This window comes from bacterium (assembly GCA_017744355.1).
Classification (GTDB): domain Bacteria; phylum Cyanobacteriota; class Sericytochromatia; order S15B-MN24; family UBA4093; genus JAGIBK01.
On record JAGIBK010000005.1, the window covers coordinates 340,726 to 356,362 of the forward strand.

At 68.6% G+C, this 15,637-nt stretch carries 14 protein-coding genes; 11 read left to right on the forward strand and 3 right to left on the reverse strand.

Features of this window, described 5'->3' with window-relative positions; translation table 11 throughout:
* Positions 1-67: 67 nt before the first annotated feature.
* Complete coding sequence (locus J7643_14485) at positions 68-505, forward strand: iron-sulfur cluster assembly accessory protein (GenBank protein ID MBO9541794.1); 438 nt, start codon at positions 68-70, stop codon at positions 503-505.
* Positions 506-594: 89 nt separating this feature from the next.
* Positions 595-1,611, forward strand: a complete 1,017-nt coding sequence (gene aroF / locus J7643_14490) for a 3-deoxy-7-phosphoheptulonate synthase (protein MBO9541795.1) — start codon at positions 595-597, stop codon at positions 1,609-1,611.
* A 4-nt stretch (positions 1,612-1,615) separates the two neighbouring features.
* On the opposite strand, the gene J7643_14495 is transcribed toward aroF, so the two are convergent.
* Positions 1,616-2,428 carry a hypothetical protein gene (locus J7643_14495; GenBank protein MBO9541796.1) on the reverse strand — a complete coding sequence of 271 codons (813 nt, stop codon included), beginning with the start codon at positions 2,426-2,428 and terminating at the stop codon, positions 1,616-1,618.
* Between the two features lie 84 nt (positions 2,429-2,512).
* Between J7643_14495 and J7643_14500 the strand changes: the two genes are divergently transcribed.
* Together J7643_14500 and J7643_14505 are read left to right on the forward strand one after the other, a co-directional pair.
* Positions 2,513-3,292 carry an inositol monophosphatase gene (locus J7643_14500; GenBank protein ID MBO9541797.1) on the forward strand — a complete coding sequence of 260 codons (780 nt, stop codon included), beginning with the start codon at positions 2,513-2,515 and terminating at the stop codon, positions 3,290-3,292.
* Positions 3,293-3,305: 13 nt separating this feature from the next.
* Complete coding sequence (locus tag J7643_14505) at positions 3,306-5,405, forward strand: transglycosylase SLT domain-containing protein (protein ID MBO9541798.1); 2,100 nt, start codon at positions 3,306-3,308, stop codon at positions 5,403-5,405.
* Between the two features lie 42 nt (positions 5,406-5,447).
* On the opposite strand, the gene hslO is transcribed toward J7643_14505, so the two are convergent.
* Complete coding sequence (gene hslO / locus J7643_14510; GenBank protein ID MBO9541799.1) at positions 5,448-6,335, reverse strand: Hsp33 family molecular chaperone HslO; 888 nt, start codon at positions 6,333-6,335, stop codon at positions 5,448-5,450.
* Between the two features lie 126 nt (positions 6,336-6,461).
* On the opposite strand from hslO, the gene J7643_14515 reads away from it, so the two are divergent.
* Positions 6,462-7,904 (forward strand): TldD/PmbA family protein, encoded by a 1,443-nt coding sequence (locus tag J7643_14515; GenBank protein MBO9541800.1) that lies wholly within the window; start codon positions 6,462-6,464, stop codon positions 7,902-7,904.
* Complete coding sequence (locus J7643_14520) at positions 7,901-9,232, forward strand: TldD/PmbA family protein (GenBank protein ID MBO9541801.1); 1,332 nt, start codon at positions 7,901-7,903, stop codon at positions 9,230-9,232. Before J7643_14515 ends, J7643_14520 begins: the two co-directional genes overlap by 4 nt.
* On the opposite strand, the gene J7643_14525 is transcribed toward J7643_14520, so the two are convergent.
* Positions 9,229-10,359: a site-2 protease family protein gene (locus J7643_14525; GenBank protein ID MBO9541802.1), complete on the reverse strand. Its 1,131-nt coding sequence runs from the start codon at positions 10,357-10,359 to the stop codon at positions 9,229-9,231. The two genes, J7643_14520 and J7643_14525, sit on opposite strands and share 4 nt — an antisense overlap.
* Before the next feature lie 164 nt (positions 10,360-10,523).
* On the opposite strand from J7643_14525, the gene J7643_14530 reads away from it, so the two are divergent.
* The 5 genes from J7643_14530 to J7643_14550 all read left to right on the forward strand — a co-directional run bounded on the left by J7643_14530 (position 10,524) and on the right by J7643_14550 (position 15,635).
* Positions 10,524-11,033 carry an Hsp20/alpha crystallin family protein gene (locus tag J7643_14530; protein ID MBO9541803.1) on the forward strand — a complete coding sequence of 170 codons (510 nt, stop codon included), beginning with the start codon at positions 10,524-10,526 and terminating at the stop codon, positions 11,031-11,033.
* Positions 11,034-11,115: 82 nt separating this feature from the next.
* On the forward strand, positions 11,116-11,814 hold the full coding sequence (locus tag J7643_14535) for an ABC transporter ATP-binding protein (GenBank protein MBO9541804.1): 699 nt from the start codon (positions 11,116-11,118) through the stop codon (positions 11,812-11,814).
* Positions 11,811-13,115, forward strand: coding sequence for a TolC family protein (locus J7643_14540; protein MBO9541805.1), 1,305 nt, complete (start codon positions 11,811-11,813; stop codon positions 13,113-13,115). The genes J7643_14535 and J7643_14540 overlap by 4 nt, the downstream gene beginning before the upstream one ends.
* A gap of 29 nt (positions 13,116-13,144) precedes the next feature.
* A complete protein-coding gene (locus J7643_14545; protein MBO9541806.1) occupies positions 13,145-14,413 on the forward strand; it encodes an efflux RND transporter periplasmic adaptor subunit in 1,269 nt (422 codons plus the stop codon).
* A gap of 4 nt (positions 14,414-14,417) precedes the next feature.
* On the forward strand, positions 14,418-15,635 hold the full coding sequence (locus J7643_14550; GenBank protein MBO9541807.1) for an ABC transporter permease: 1,218 nt from the start codon (positions 14,418-14,420) through the stop codon (positions 15,633-15,635).
* The last annotated feature ends 2 nt before the right edge of the window (positions 15,636-15,637 follow it).

A 15,637-nucleotide genomic window follows, 5' to 3' on the forward strand; every position in this document is an offset into this window, starting at 1 on the left:
CCTCGCTTGTCCCAGTGGGGAGCGAGGGGTATAATCCAGGCAGGATCTTATTTGGAGGTTTAACGAGATGGTGAATCTTACCCAAGAGGCCACGTCCAAGTTGACGTTGACGGTGACCCCCGAGGCCGCGACCCACATCAAGGAAGCGCTCGGCGCCCAGTCGCGCACCGATCTCGCGCTGCGCCTCTACATCAAGCCGGGCGGCTGCAGCGGCTTCGGCTACGGCATGGGGCTCGACTCCGCCAAGGCCGGCGATCTGAGCTTCGACCACGACGGCATCCCCGTGGTGATCGACCCCCACAGCGCCCCCTACCTCGAAGGTGCCGAGGTCGGCTACCGCGTCGAGGCCATGGGTGGCGGCTTCACCATCACCAGCCCCCACGTTTCTTCGGGCGGCGGCTGCGGCTCGGGTGGTTGCGGGTCGGGCGGCTGCGGCACCGGCCACAGCCAGGAAGCGCCTGCTGCCAAGTCGGGCGGTTGCGGCTCGGGCTGCGGTTGCGGCTAAACTTCTGCTACTAATCGGCGCCCGGCCTGCTTTGCCGGGCGCCGCTTTTCGTTGAATCGTCCAAGAACTCGCACCGAAGGAGCTCGCCTATGCTCGTCGTCATGGCTCAGGATGCCCAACCCACCGACGTGGAGCGTGTCATCGCGGCGATCCGCGAGATGGGCTTCGAGGCGCGCCCCATGCCGAGCGAGCGCCGCACGGCCATCGGCGTGGTCGGCAACGACCGCCGCGTCGACTCGAGCACCATCGAAGGCCTGCCCGGCGTGGCCGAGGTGATCCACGTCTCGGCCCCCTACAAGCTCGTCAGCCGCGAGTGGCAGGCCCGCGACACCGTCATCGCCCTGCCCAACGGGGTAGAGATCGGCGGCTCCCAGGTCGTCGTGATGGCGGGGCCCTGCGGGGTCGAGAGCGAGCAGCAGCTGATGGAGACGGCCGAGGCCGTGGCCAAGGCCGGCGCCCGCGTGCTGCGCGGCGGCGCCTTCAAGCCCCGCACCAGCCCTTACTCCTTCCAGGGGATGGGCCTCGAAGGCCTCAAGCTGCTCGCCAAGGCGCGCGACGCCTACGGTCTGGCCATCATCACCGAGGCGATCGATCCCGAGAGCCTGGACATGGTCGAGGAGTACGCCGACATCATCCAGCTCGGCGCGCGCAACATGCAGAACTTCGCCCTGCTCAAGCGGGCCGGCCGCGCCAAGAAGCCCGTCATGCTCAAGCGCGGGCCGTCGGCCACCCTCAAGGAGTGGTTGCTCGCCGCCGAGTACATCCTCGCCGAGGGCAACACCCAGGTCATCATGTGCGAGCGCGGGGTCCGCAGCTTCGAGGACTACACCCGCAACATGTTCGACCTCAACGCCATCCCGGTCATCAAGCAGCTCTCGCACCTGCCGGTGGTGGGGGATCCCTCGCACGGCACCGGCCGCCGCGAGCTGGTCTCGCCGGTCTCGCGCGGGGCGATCGCCGCGGGTGCTGACGGCATCATCGTCGAGGTCCACCGCAACCCGCAAGAGGCCAAGAGCGACGGGATGCAGAGCCTCTATCCGACCCAGTTCGAAGAGCTGATGAAGGGCCTGCGCGCCACGGCCGAGAGCCTCGGCCGAACCCTGTAAAGCCTTAATCCTTCCCCACGAAGATGCGGCTCGGGAACGACGTTCCCGGGCCCACCAGCTTGGCGTAGGTGGCCTGGTTGATCATCTGGCCCGTGACGATCGACCCGTCCTTGACCGTCAGGGCGATCGCGCGCTTCGGGCTGAGCTTGGCGATGAACAAGAGGCCCCCCGGCCCCGACCAGACCTGGGCGGGGCGCTGGATGGCCTTGGCCAGCTGGTCGAGGCTCACGTCGGGCAATTCGGTGTACACCCGGGTCCAACCGTGGCCCTCGGGGCCCGGTGCGCCGTCCTTCAGCACGATCGCCGCGCCCAGGGCGCTGACGGGCGGCTTGTAACGAGCGATGACCCGCTCGCCCGCAGCCGCCGGCGTGGGCTCGGGGGTGGGGGCGGCGGCTTCCTTCAGGTCGATCCGAACAGAGCTCTGGCGGTAGGGGGTGGCGGCCTCGCCCACGATGAGGATCGCCTCCTGGACTTCCTCGTCGAGGGGGAAGAGCAGGGTGGCCTGGATCGTCTGGCCGTTGCTGGTCGGCAGGAAGTGGGTGGTCCGGTCGGGGGGCGCGCCCTTGGCGGGCGGTGCCGGCACGAAGAGGACGCTGCCCTCGTCACCGGGCTCCATGTGGATGAAGAGGCGCTTGGCGCCGATCCGGTTCTCGATTGTCAGGGAAACGCGCACGGTGCGCTTGCCGCGCGCGACCTCGCCCACTTGGATGTCGAAGTCCTCGGCAGCAGCAGGTTGCACGGCGGCCGGGCGCGGCGCCTGGGCAGGCGCGCCGGGGGCGCTTGCGAGCATGAGGGCGAGCGATAGTGATGGAAGCAAGACCTTTTCTCCAAGTCGGTTCTTGAAGTTGTACCGCGAGCGAGCGCCCCTCGTCGAGCCTTCGGCTTGTGCTAGCATGGCCGTATGCAGAAACTTCGAGCCTTCGCCGAGTCCCTCGCCACGGGTGCCGGGAGCATCCTGCGCGAGCACCACGGCAAACGTCACACCATTGAGTATAAGGGAGAGATCGACCTGGTCACCGAGGTCGATCGCGCCGCCGAGGCCTACATGCGCGCGCGCATCGCCGAGATCTACCCGGATCACGAGATCCTGGGCGAGGAGGAGGGCCTCAAGACCTCCGGGTCGGCCTATCGCTGGCTCTTGGATCCGGTGGACGGCACCACCAACTACGCCCACGGCTTCCCCTACTACTGCGTCTCGGTCGGCCTCGAGCACGAGGGCCGCGTCATCGTGGGGGCGGTCTACAACCCGATGCTCGACGAGTTGTTCAGCGCGGCTCTCGGCGAGGGTGCGACCCTCAACGGCACGCCGATCGCGGTCTCCGAGACCACCGAGCTTCGCCGCTCGCTGCTCACCACCGGCTTCCCCTATCACGTCATCCAGGAGGGCAGCAACCTGCCCTTGTTCATCCGCTTTCTCTACCGCTGCCAGGCGGTGCGGCGGGCAGGATCGGCGGCTCTCGACCTGTGCCACGTGGCCTGCGGCCGCTACGACGGCTTCTGGGAGCCGGGCCTCTCGGCCTGGGATGTGGCGGCGGGCTCGCTCATCGTCCAGGAGGCGGGCGGGCGCATGAGCGACTACCAGGGCAACCCCTTCGACCCTTACGCCAAGGAGCTGCTCGCGTCGAACGGCCCGCTGCACGAGGCCATGATGGCGGTCATCAACGAGCAGAATCCCGACTGACCGGAGGTTTGGCATGAAACGCGCCTTGGCGCTCGCTCTCGTGGCGGCGACCCTGTGGACGGCAGGGGCGTCGCCCCTCGTCGCCCCTGCTTCGGCCTTCCCGTTCTCCTTCGAGTCCGAGACGCAGGTCCGGCAGGCCTTCGAGACGACTCTGCAGGAGTATCGCCAGGCCCTCGCCGAAGGCGCCGGGCCTGATTGGCAGGCCTATATCGATCGCTTCGAGGCCTTCCGAGGCCGGCTCAAGGGCAAGGTCTGGGAGCGCCGCATGGAGGCCGTCCTCATGGACTGTGCCGCCCGCGCGGGTGCTGCGGTCGATGGCCGTGGCGTCCTCGACGCCGATGCGCCCGACTGGCTCCTCTTGGCCGGGGGACAGGCTCTTTCGCAGACGGATGCCGCCGAGGCCCGCGAGGCTTATGGCCGTTTGATCGAGGATTACCCCAAGAGCCCGCTCGTCGGCGAGGCCCGCATGGCCCTCGGCGAGTTGCTCTTGGCCTCGGATCCCGCCGCCGCGGCGCGCCACCTCTTGCCGCTCGCACGGGCGGGGACGGTAGAGCCGCTCGCCGAGCGCGCCCTCTTCTTGCTCGGAACCCAGGGTCCCGAGGCGGAGCGCCTTGCGCGCCTGCGCGAGCACCGCGCGCGCTACCCGAAGGGGCCCAATCGCTTCGCGGTGGCCCGGGCCCTCTCCAAGCAGGAGGACCTGAGCGCTACCGAGCGCCTGGATCTGGCGGGCATCTTGCTGGAGGCGGCCGAGTACGGGCCTGCCGAGCGTTTGCTCAAGGGGCTCAAGTCGGGGCTTGCGGTCTTCCGACAGGGACGGGCCGCCTGGCGCCTGGGGGACTACGACCGGGGCGTGACCCTGCTCAAGAAGGCCATGGTGCTCGATCCGTCCCTCAAGGCGCGCGCGCTCGTGACCCTCGGCCAGCTCGAAGAGAAGCGCAAGCGCCGTCCCCAGGCGATCGCCTACTACCGCGAGGCCGCCAAGGACAAGGGCGACGCCGGTCTCGAGGCCTACACGCGCTGGAGCGCCATGTACCGCCGAGTGGACGACGAAGACAACGCCAAGGTCGTCGACTTGCGCCTGATCCAGGCTTTCCCCCGCTCCGAGGAGGCCACCGAGGCGCGCTGGCGCTTCCTGTGGCGAGCCTACCAGGCCAAGCGCTACGACGAGGCCAAGCTTTGGGCCCAGCGCATGGGCGACGCCATCCTGGTCAAGGTGCAGGGCCCCTCGGGGCTCTACTGGCTCGGGCGCCTTGCAGAGCGCGAGGGCGATCGCGAGGAGGCCCGCGCGAGCTATCAGCGGGTCTTGACCAAGAGCCCGCGCTCGTACTACGGCTGGCGCTCGCGCTTCCGCCTGGCGGCGCTCGACGAGGGCAAGCCCGATCCGGGCTTCGCGGTGCGCCCGGTCGAGGTCTCGCCGCGCGCCGAGGACCTCACGCCCCTCTTCGAAACCAAGCCTCCCAAGGGCGACTACCTGCGGCAGATCGCGGCCTTCCCCGCTCCGCTCAAGGAGCTGATTTATCTCGGTCAGGTGGACCCTGCCCTGCGGCACGCGCAGCGCACGGGGGCCTCGGACGACCTGAAGGCCTGGCTCTCGTTGCAGGGCGGGCGCTACTCCAAGGCGATCGCCTTCTCGGAGGGCGTCGATCCTTACCTGAGCTATCCGCTGGGCTACTACCCCCTGGTCAAGGCCGCGGCCGATCCGCAGGGGATCGACCCCCTGCTCTTCACCTCGCTGGTCAAGCAGGAGAGCCTCTTCGACCCGCAGGCGCGGTCGTGGGTGGGGGCCATGGGCCTCAGCCAGCTGATGCCGGGCACCGCCGAGTGGGTGGGCAAGAAGGTGCCGGGGCCCGTCAAAGCCCTGACGGACCCCTTCTGGAACCTCAAGCTGGGGGCTTATTACCTCTCCTGGGTGCAGAAGCGCCTGTCGGACCAGCCGGTCTTCGCGGTGGCGGCTTACAACGCGGGCCCCAACGCGGTCAAGAAGTGGATCGACGCCAACGGCCACCAGGACGTGGACGTGTGGGTCGAGCTGATCCCCTACCCGGAGACGCGCCACTACGTGAAGAAGGTCTTTGGGAACTACTGGACCTATCAGGCGTTGTACGGCAAATAAGCAGCGGGGGCGGCCCATCGGCCGCCCCCGCTTTCTGGGTGGTTACTGGTTGACCAGCAGCTCTTCGAGTTGCTCGCGGCTGACCACGTACTGCTCGTTGCAGAAGTGGCAGGTGGCCTCGGCCTGGCCCTGCTCTTCGATGATCTCGCGGATCTCGGTGGGACCGAGGCTCGCCAGCGCGCGCATGACGCGATCGGTCGAGCAGGGGCACTCGAAGCGGACCGACTCCTCGCTGTGGAGGATCTCGACGGCGAAGCCCGAGAGCGCCGCGTGGAGGATCTTGTCGAGGCTACCGTACTGCCGCGCGAGCTGGGTGAAAGAGGGCAGTTTGCTGAGGGTCTCCTCCAGGCGCTCGGCGATCTCGTCGCCGGCATCCGGCATCAGCTGGACCAAAAGGCCGCCCGAGACCTCGACCTCGCCGCTCGGCTGGACGAAGATGCCCAGCGAGAGCGCCGACGGGGTCTGCATGGAGGTGGCCATGTAGTGGGTGAAGTCCTCGCCCAGCTCGCCGCTGACCAGCTCGACCGTGCCGGTGTAGGGCTGGCCGCCCAGACCGTTGTCGTGGGTGATCGAGAGGGTGCCCGAGCGGCCCACGGCGCCGCCCACGTCGAGGGTGCCGTGGGGAGTGGGGGGCAGGTAGGTGTCGGGGCGCGAGACGTAGCCCCGCACGGCGCCGTTGGCGCGCGCATCGACCAGGATCAGGCCCAGGGGGCCGTCGCCCATCACCCGGATGGTGAGGCTGCCGCGGGGATCCTTCATGGTGGCCGACGCGACCAGGAGGCCGGCGCCGAGGGCCTTGCCGAGCGCCGCCGAGGCGGTCGGGCTCGTGGCGTGGCGTCGGCAGGCCTCGTTGACCGTCTCGGTCGTGAAGGCGGCGACGGCCCGGATGCGGCCGTCGGCGGCGGTGGCTTTGATCAGGGTATCAGGCATGGCGAAATCCTATTCGAGGGTCAGTTTTCACGCGGCAATTCGAGACATTCTATCATGGTGTAGAATCGGATGGTTCTTGAATTTGACCCCCCTTTCCCCGCTTTCCCATCCACCAAAGGAGCTCGGATGAAGGATCTTGCCCATCGGGCGCTGAACCGTGCGCAGTTGTCGGGCGCGGACTACGCCGACGTGCGCTTCGTGAAGCGCGCCTTCGAGACCATCACCGTCAAGGACGGCCACCTAGCGGGCCTTTCCCTGGACGAGAGCGAGGGCTTCGGCATCCGGGCCCTCTACCGCGGGTCGTGGGGCTTCGCCTCGAGCGCGCTGGTCACCCCCGACGAGGTGGAGCGCGTCGCCGCCCTCGCGACGGCCATCGCCAAGGCCAGCCACACCGTGCAGCGCGAGAAGGTCGAGCTGGGGCCGCCGGTCGCCACGGTGGGGTATTACGAGACCCCCGTCGGCGAGGACCCCTTCGCTGTCTCGCTCGAAGAGAAGATCGCCCTCCTGATGGCGGCCGACGCCGAGATGCGCGCCGTCCCCGGGATCCGGGCGACCGAGGCATCGCTCGGCTGCCAGCGCGAAGAGAAGACCTTCGCCTCGACCGAGGGGGCCTACATCGAGCAGGTCCTCACCGAGACCGGCTGCGGCATCGCGGCCACCGCCGTGGGCGAGGGGGACGTGCAGCGCCGCAGCTACCCCAACAGCTTCGGCCGGCACCAGGCCACGCGCGGCTTCGAGCTGGTGCGCGAGGTGGATCTGGTGGGCAACGCCCGCCGCATCGCCGAGGAGGCGGCTTCGCTGCTCACGGCGCCGGTCTGCCCCTCTGGGGTCACGACCCTGGTGCTCGATCCGACCCAGCTGGCCCTTCAGGTCCACGAGTCCATCGGCCATGCCATCGAGCTGGACCGGGTCTTCGGCATGGAGGCCTCCTTTGCGGGCACGAGCTTCCTCGACCCTGGCATGCTCGACGGCTTCCGCTACGGCTCCGAGATCGTCAACGTGACGGCCGACGCGACGGCACCGGGCGGCCTCGGGACCTTCGGCTACGACGATGAGGGGATGCCCGCGCAGCGCGCGCCGATCATCGAACAGGGCATGTTCAAGGGCTTCCTCAGCTCCCGCGAGACGGCTTCCAAGATCGGCCGGGAGTCCAACGCCACCATGCGCGCCGACGGCTGGGAGCGCATGCCCATGATCCGCATGACCAACATCAACCTCGAACCGGGTGAGCACAGCTTCGAGCGCCTCATCGGCGAGGTCGAGGACGGCATCTACATGCACACCAACAAGAGCTGGAGCATCGACGACAAGCGCGTCAACTTCCAGTTCGGCTGCGAGATCGCCTGGGAGATCAAGGGCGGGAAGCTCGGGCGCCTGCTCAAGAACCCGACCTACACCGGCCTGACCCCCGAGTTCTGGGCCAACTGTGACGCCATCGGCGATGCGAGCCAGTGGCAGATCTGGGGCACTCCGAACTGCGGCAAGGGCCAGCCCGGCCAGACGGCCCACGTGGGCCACGGCGCCGCACCCGCCCGCTTCCGCAACGTCCGCGTGGGGATTCTGTCATGACCGTGACTTCAAAGCATCTGGCCGAGCGCGTCCTCTCTCTTTCGCAGGCCGCCGAGACCGAAGTGCTCGTCGCCGAGCGCGAGAGCCACCTGACCCGCTTCGCCAATTCCGAGATCCACCAGAACGTCTCGGAGCGCAACACCGAGGTCCGCGTGCGGGTCATCGAGGGCGGACGCGTCGGCGTCGCTTCGACCAACGACCTCTCGGAGGCCTCGCTCGCGCGCCTGGTCGAGCGCGCCCGCATGCTCGCGCGCTATGCGCCCCCCTGCGACCTGCCGCCCCTGCCGGGGCCGCAGCGCTACGCGGCGGTGCCCCACGCCTATGCGGCCGCCACTGCAGCGGCTACTCCCGAGGACCGCGCCCGGGTGGCAGGGGTGGCCTGCCGCCTGGCTCTGGCGGCGGGCCTCAACGCCTTCGGCGCCTTCGAGACCGCCGCGGGCCGCCGCACGATCGCCAACTCGCGCGGCCTCTTCGTGACCCAGGAGGCCACCAAGGCCGACTACAACCTGGTCGTGATGGGCGCCGACTCGTCGGGCTACTCTTCCTTTACCGCCGCGGACGTGGCTGGGCTCGATGCCGAGGCCCTCGCGTGGGTGGCCATCAACAAGGCGCTCAAGAGCGCGCACCCGGTGGCCATCGAGCCCGGTGCCTACACCGTCCTGCTCGAGGAGGACGCCGTGGCGGATCTGCTTGACCACGTGGCAGCGGCGGGCTTCGGGGGCCAGGGGCTGGTCGACGGCGTCTCGTTCGTGGCGGGGCGCCTGGGCGATCGCCTTTTCGGCTCGAACGTGACGGTCTGGGACGATCCGCTGGGGGCCGAGATGCTGCCGGCGGCCTTCGACGCCGAAGGGGTGGGCAAGGAGCGTCTCTGCCTGATCGAGAAGGGGGTCGTTCGCGGGGTCGCCCACGACTCCTTCACCGCCCATCAGCTTGGGGTGGCTTCGACGGGCCACGCCTTCCCGGCGCCCAGCACCTCGGGTCCCCATCCCAGCCATTTGCGACTGGAGGCGGGCGATGCGACCAAGGCCGATATGCTGCGCGGGATCGAGCGGGGCATCCTCGTCACCCGCTTCCACTACACCAACCTGGCGGACGCGCACACGGCGACCATCACGGGCATGACCCGCGACGGCACCTTCTTGATCGAGAACGGCGAGGTGACGCGCCCCCTCAAGAACCTGCGCTTCACCTCGGGGGGCATCGACGCCCTGAACAACGTGCGGGCGATCGCAAGGGACACCAAGCTCGTGCCCGGCTGGTACGGGGCGACCCGTGCCCCGGCGCTGGTGGTGGATGGCTTCCGCTTCTCGGGGGCGACGCTCTTCTAGGTGCCTGCGCTCTTCTCGATCTCGGGGTGCCACGCCAGGTAGCGGATCACATCCGACTGGCTGAGCATCCCGATCACCCGCCCCTCCTCCACCACGGGTAGGCGTCCCACGTCGAGCTGGCTGAAGCGCTGGAGCGCATCGGCCACGCTGGCGTGCGGATCCAACGCCTGGGCGTCGCCCAGCGGGGTCATGACCTCGCGGACCCGCCGGCGCGACCACTCTTCCGGGGGGACGGCCTTGACCTGCTTGGCTTGCAGCAGTCCGTCCAGATGGCCGTCGACGACCGGGTAGCCCTCGTAGGGGTAACGCAAGAGGTAGTCGTCCACCACCGCCGAGAGGGTCATGTCCGGGTCGAGCACCTGCGGGTCGCGCGTCATGAGGTCGCCGACCCCCACCCCCGAGAGCGCCGCGTGCAGGACCATCTCGCCGTACTGGCTGGCTGCCGCCTGGAAGAGCAAGTACCCGATGAAGCCGATCCAGATGGCCCCGAACAGGTCGCCGGCCATCACCCGCAAGAGCCCCCAGAGCATCAAGAGACCGCCGACGATCTGACCGCCGCGCGAGGCGATGCGGGTGGCGCGCCGCAGGCTGCCCGTGGCTTGCCAGGCGGCGGCGCGCAGCACGCGCCCCCCGTCGAGGGGGAAGCCCGGCAGGAGGTTGAAGAGGCCGAGGGCCAGGTTGACCACCGCAAGCCAGGCGCAGACCCCGGCGGCGGCGAAGAAGCCCGGCATGGTGTCCAGGCCGCGCGCCAAGAGGGCGAAGAGGGCGCCCAGGGCGAAGCTCATCAAGGGGCCCGCGATCGCCACCTTGAACTCGATGGCGGGGCTCGGCAGCTCCTGGGTGGTCTCGGAGATGCCCCCGAAGACGAACAGCACGATCCGGCGCACCCGCAGGCCGAAGTGCTGGCTGACCAGCGAGTGCGAGAGCTCGTGGGCGATGAGCGAGGCGAAGAAGAGCACCGTCGTCACCGCCCCCATGAGGAGGTAGACGCCGCGGCCGAGGCCAGGGTAGGTCATCGGGAAGACCGCCGCGCTCAACGACCAGAAGATGATGGTGAAGATGATGAGCCAGGAGACGTTGATCTCGATGGGAATTCCGAACAGGGTGGCGATCCGGAAGCCTTTCACGCCTGCCTCCTCTCGTCGGGGTGTGCGCCCACCATACGCCATGCCGCGCCGGAACCCAATCAACAACCGAGGCACCTGGGGGTCTGACGCGCCTTGTGGCGCGCTTTCTAGGAGATATGATCCCGCTGCGTCACCCCTTCATTCATTCGGAAAGGAGGTTCGTCATGGCCCTCACGCGATGGGAACCCATGGGCGTTCGTACGCTCAGAGACCAGATCAACCGGATGTTCGAGGACGTCATGACCCCGGCCCTGCGCGGCGGGTTCGGCCTGATGGGGCCGGCGCTCGACGTGTACGAGAAGGACGGCGAGGTCTTCATCGAGGCCGAATTGCCCGGGATGGACATCAAGGACGTCGAGATCACCTCGACCGAGAACACCTTGACCCTCAAGGGCGAGACCACGCGGGAAACCGAGGTCAAGGAGGAGAACTTCCATCGGGCGGAGCGGCGCTTCGGCTCGTTCGTGCGCACGGTCGAGCTGCCGAGCCCGATCAATCCCGAGCAGGCCAGGGCGTCCTTCAAGGATGGCGTGCTGACCATCCATGCGCCACTCGCCGCCGGCGCGACCCCCAAGCGGATCTCCGTCGAGGGCGAACAGGCCCGAGGTGAGTTGCCGCGGACCGAGCAGCCGCAAGGCGAGCCGCCCAAGAACGAGCAGATACCGATGAGCTAGTCGAGGCTTCGAGCGGGGTAACCCGCTCGAACCCTTTTTTTCATGCCGTATAATGGAGCGTCCGCTCGTTGAGGGGGGCTCCATGATTCGCATTCGGGACATCAAGAAGCGTTACCAGGCCGGTGATCAGGCCATCTTCGCCCTCGCCGGAGTGAGCCTCGACATCCAGGAGGGCGAGTTCGTCGCCATCATGGGCACGAGCGGCTCTGGCAAGTCCACGCTCATGAACATCATCGGCTGCCTGGATCGGGCGAGCGAGGGCGAGTACGCCCTGGACGGCCTGCCCATCGGTCAGTACGACGACAACGCCCTGGCCAAGGTCCGCAACCAGAAGCTGGGCTTCGTCTTCCAGAGCTTCAACCTCTTGCCCCGCACCACGGCCCTCGAGAACGTGGAGCTGCCCTTGCTCTACGCGGGGATCAAGCCCGCCGAGCGCAAGGCCCGGGCCCTGGAGGCCCTGGAGCGGGTGGGGCTCGCCAACCGTGCCGACCACACCCCGAGCCAGCTCTCGGGCGGTCAGCAGCAGCGGGTGGCCATCGCCCGCGCCATCGTCAACCGGCCCAAGATCCTCTTGGCCGACGAGCCGACCGGTGCCCTCGACTCGCGGACCAGCGACGAGATCATGGCCCTCTTCACGGCGCTCAACGCCCAGGGAATGACCCTCGTGCTCGTGACCCACGAGCCCGACGTGGCCGCCTACGCGCGGCGGATCATCCGCTTCAAGGACGGCCGCATCCTCTCCGACGAGGCCAACGTGCCCACGAGGTCCCTTTCCGTATGAAGCGCTTCGCTCTTACCGCGCTCTTGATCGCCGCCCTCTCGCCGAGCGCGCACGCCGCCACGTCTTTGACCCTGAACGAGGCGATCGCCAAGGCGCTTGCGACCCACCCCGACGCGCTGATCGCCGACAACCGCGAGGAGGCCGCGGAGCTCGCCGTGGCCGACGCCCAGAGCCAGCGCTTCACCTTGAGTACCGACGTCTCGGCCCTCTCGCGCACCTCTCAGGCGGGACTGTTGGGCCAGGGCCCGCTGCCCCAGACCACGAACCAGCAGAGCATCAACGGCAACGTCAGCCTGACTGTGCCCCTCTTCACGGGCTTCAAGCTCACCAACGCGGTCGCTTCGGCCCAGCACCAGCGCGACGCGGCCTCCTCCTCGCGCCGGCAGACCCGCCAGGAACTCACCATCCAGGTGACGCGGGCCTTCTGGCAGCTTCGACAGGCCGAGTTGGTCGAAGAGATCCAGCAGGAGGCCATCGCCCAGACCGAGCGGACCCTGAAGCTGACTCGGGCGGGTTACGCGCTCGGCCGCCAGACCACCAGCGACGTGGACCGGGTCGAGGTCAGCGTGCTCAATGCCAAGAACGAGCAGCTGCGCTTGCAGGGCGAGACCCTTCAGGCACGGACCGAGCTTGCGACCTTGGTCGGCACCTCCGCCGATTCCCTCTCGATCGATGGGGCCTCGGTGACGCTCACGACGGCGATCGCCCTGCCCTCGCGCGAGCGGGTGGAGCGGCTGCTCGACCAGCGCCCGGACGTCCAGGCGGCGGCAGCCCGGTTGCAAGCAGCCGAGGCCTCGCTCGCGGCGGCGGGCGGCGATCGCTGGCCCCAGCTTTCCTTGATCACGACCTACCAGCACGGCAACAACCCGTACGACCCGACGCTAGGGGCCCGCGGCTTCTCGTCGTCGGTGTCGGGCACCTGGGATGCGCGGCTTGCGGCGAGCTTCAACCTCTTCGACGGCGGCAAGATCCACCGGGCGATCGCGCGCGCCGAAGGCGAGGTGCGCGAGGCTCGCGCGACCCACGAGAAGGCCCGGCGCGACGCACGCCTCCAGGCCGAGAAGGCCCTCATCCGCCTCAAGAGTGCGCGCGATCGCCTGGAGTTGACCGACAAGAGCACCGCCATCGCGGGCAAGACCCTCAAGTGGGTCGAGACCCGCTACCAGCAGGGTTACGCCTCGCAGGTCGAGGTCAACGACTCCCTGGGGAGTCTCGTCACCTCGCGCACCCAGCGGGTGCAAGCCCTCATCGACGCCCAGCTTGCGCGCGCCGAGCTCGAGCGCGCCCTCGGCACCCTCTAGCCCCGTTCCTGAAGACAAGGAGTCGCACCGTGGCCTTTCCCGTCAAAACCGTCGCCGTCCTGGGCGTCGTCGTCGCCCTGGGCGCCGGAGCCGCCACCTTCGCCTCGATCAACAAGGGCAAGAAGAACGCCGAGCCTCACGCCAAGGTCGAGCGCGGCGCCTTGCGGGTGGTCGTTTCCGAAACCGGCACCGTCCAGCCCCTGACCAAGGTCGAGATCAAGAGCAAGGTCGCAGGCCAGGTCGCCAAGCTCCTGGTGGACGTGGGCCAGAAGGTCGAGAAGGGCCAGCTCCTCATCCAGCTCGACACCACCGACATGGAGCGCGAGCGGGCGCGTGCCGCGGCCGACCGGGATCAGGCCGCTGCGCGCCTCGCCCTGCTCAAGGCCGGCTCGCGCCGCGAAGAACTGACCGAGGCCCGAGCCCAGGTGAGCCAGCAGGAAGCCGCCTTCGCGCGGGCCGAGGCCGACTATCGTCGTAGCGAAGAGGCCCTCAAGGCGGGCACCATCACCCCGCGCGAGGCCGAGAGCGCGCGTAGCGACTACTTCGCCGCCAAGGCCCAGCTCGACGCTTCTCGGGCGCGCCTCGCCAAAATCAAGGCTGGCCCCCGTCTTGAGGAGATCGCCGAGGCCAAGGCCCAGCTCGCGCGGGCTGAGGTGGCCCTCAAGGCCACCGAGGACCAGCTCTCCTACGCCTCGATCCGCTCGCCCATGGCGGGCACGGTGATCAAGCGCGGCATCGAGGTCGGCGAGATGGTCTCACCCGGCGTCTCGGCCACGGCCCAGGGGACCAGCATGCTCACCGTCGCCGATCTGGACCGCTTGATCATCGCGAGCAGCCTCAACCAGATCGACGTGGGCAAGGTTCGCAAGGGCCAGAAGGTCGAGGTGCGGGTCGACTCGGCGCCTGGCAAGGTCTTCACCGGCGAGATCCGCAAGGTGGCGCCTGCGGCCGAGGCGAGCAAGGACGGCCAGAGCACCATCCAGACCTTCCCCATCGAGACCATCCTCGCGGGCACCGACGCCGACGCCCTCAAGCCCGGCATGTCGGCGGACCTGGACGTGCTGGTCACGAACAAGGAGGGCGCCCTCTACCTGCCCGTCGAGGCGGTGATACGGGGCAAGGGCCTTTCGGGCTCGGTGACGCTGCCGGCCAAGGAGAAGGGTGCCAAGCCCGCGACCGCTTCGGTCACCCTGGGGCTTGCGACCGACACCCAGATCGAAATCCTCTCGGGCCTCGTCGAGGGCCAGGAGGTCCTCATCAAGCCAGCGCCTTCGGCCGACAACACGATGAAGTTCTAGCCCCATGCTGCGCGAGTACCTGCGCCTGGCGTTCAAGACCCTCGGGAACAACCGCCTGCGCGCGACCCTGACGGTCCTGAGCATCACCATCGGGGTGGCGGCGGTCATCCTCCTGACCAGCCTCGCCCAGAGCGGGCTTGCGACGCTGGTGCGCGGCATCGAGGACATGGGCGGCACCCGCTTCATCATGGTCATGGCCGAGACCCCCAAGAAGGCGGCCAAGAAGCAGGGCAACTACCTCAAGGGCCTGACCTACGCCGACGCGCGGGCCCTGGAGGGGCGCCTGCCCCACGTGGAGCACCTGACCCCGCTCGACACTCAGCCGTCGAGCCCCGTTCGCCGACCCGGCCAGTCGGAGAAGCTCACCGACCTGGTGGGGACGAGCGAGGCCTTCGTGGGGGCCTACCGCATGACCCTCGAGGCGGGACGAGACCTCACGGCTGCGGACCTTGCGACCCGCGCGCGGGTCTGCGTGGTGGGCGACAAGCTCGCCGAGAAGCTCTTCCCCGGCCAGGAGGCCGTCGGCCAAGAGCTGGTGCTCAAGGGCGATCGCTACCGGGTGGTGGGGCGCCTCGCTTTCAACGCCAAGGGCGGGGCGAGCATGGGCTTCGACTGGAACGATCTTGCGATCGCGCCCATCACCGTCACCTCCCCGAGCGGGCGCCTTTCCTTCTTCAGCCTCACCTCGACCGACCCTGCTCACAACCAAGCGATCATCGACCGGGCCAACGCCGTCCTGATGCTGCGTCACCACGACGTGGACGACTTCCAGTTCCTGGACTTCGGGGGCATGCTCAAGGGCTTCTACTCGGTCTTCTACGGCATGATTCTGGTGGTTGGCCTGATCGCGGGGATGAGCCTCGTCATCGGCGGGGTGGGCATCATGAACATCATGCTGGTCGCCGTCACCGAGCGAAAGCGCGAGATCGGCCTGCGCAAGGCCGTCGGCGCCACGGGCCGCTCCATCATGGGCCAGTTCCTGGTCGAGGCCATTCTCCTGAGCCTCTCGGGCGCTGCGGCCGGCGCCTTGATCGGGGTGGGGGGCGCGCAGCTCGCGGCCCTCGTCGGACCCTTGATCAACAAGGGCTGGGTCGGCGTGGTCAGCCAGCAAGCGATCGTGCTCTCCGTCCTCTCGTCGGCGGGGATCGGCCTGTTCTTCGGCTGGTATCCGGCCAAACAGGCCGCTGCCCTCGACCCGATCCTCTGCCTGCGTTCGGAGTGAGC

Coding starts and splice junctions, on each gene's coding strand:
- J7643_14485 (MBO9541794.1), top strand. CDS start 68: ATGGTGAATCTTACCCAAGAGGCCACGTCCAAGTTGACGTTGACGGTG.
- aroF (MBO9541795.1), top strand. CDS start 595: ATGCTCGTCGTCATGGCTCAGGATGCCCAACCCACCGACGTGGAGCGT.
- J7643_14500 (MBO9541797.1), top strand. CDS start 2,513: ATGCAGAAACTTCGAGCCTTCGCCGAGTCCCTCGCCACGGGTGCCGGG.
- J7643_14505 (MBO9541798.1), top strand. CDS start 3,306: ATGAAACGCGCCTTGGCGCTCGCTCTCGTGGCGGCGACCCTGTGGACG.
- hslO (MBO9541799.1), bottom strand. CDS start 6,335: ATGCCTGATACCCTGATCAAAGCCACCGCCGCCGACGGCCGCATCCGG.
- J7643_14515 (MBO9541800.1), top strand. CDS start 6,462: ATGAAGGATCTTGCCCATCGGGCGCTGAACCGTGCGCAGTTGTCGGGC.
- J7643_14520 (MBO9541801.1), top strand. CDS start 7,901: ATGACCGTGACTTCAAAGCATCTGGCCGAGCGCGTCCTCTCTCTTTCG.
- J7643_14530 (MBO9541803.1), top strand. CDS start 10,524: ATGGCCCTCACGCGATGGGAACCCATGGGCGTTCGTACGCTCAGAGAC.
- J7643_14535 (MBO9541804.1), top strand. CDS start 11,116: ATGATTCGCATTCGGGACATCAAGAAGCGTTACCAGGCCGGTGATCAG.
- J7643_14540 (MBO9541805.1), top strand. CDS start 11,811: ATGAAGCGCTTCGCTCTTACCGCGCTCTTGATCGCCGCCCTCTCGCCG.
- J7643_14550 (MBO9541807.1), top strand. CDS start 14,418: ATGCTGCGCGAGTACCTGCGCCTGGCGTTCAAGACCCTCGGGAACAAC.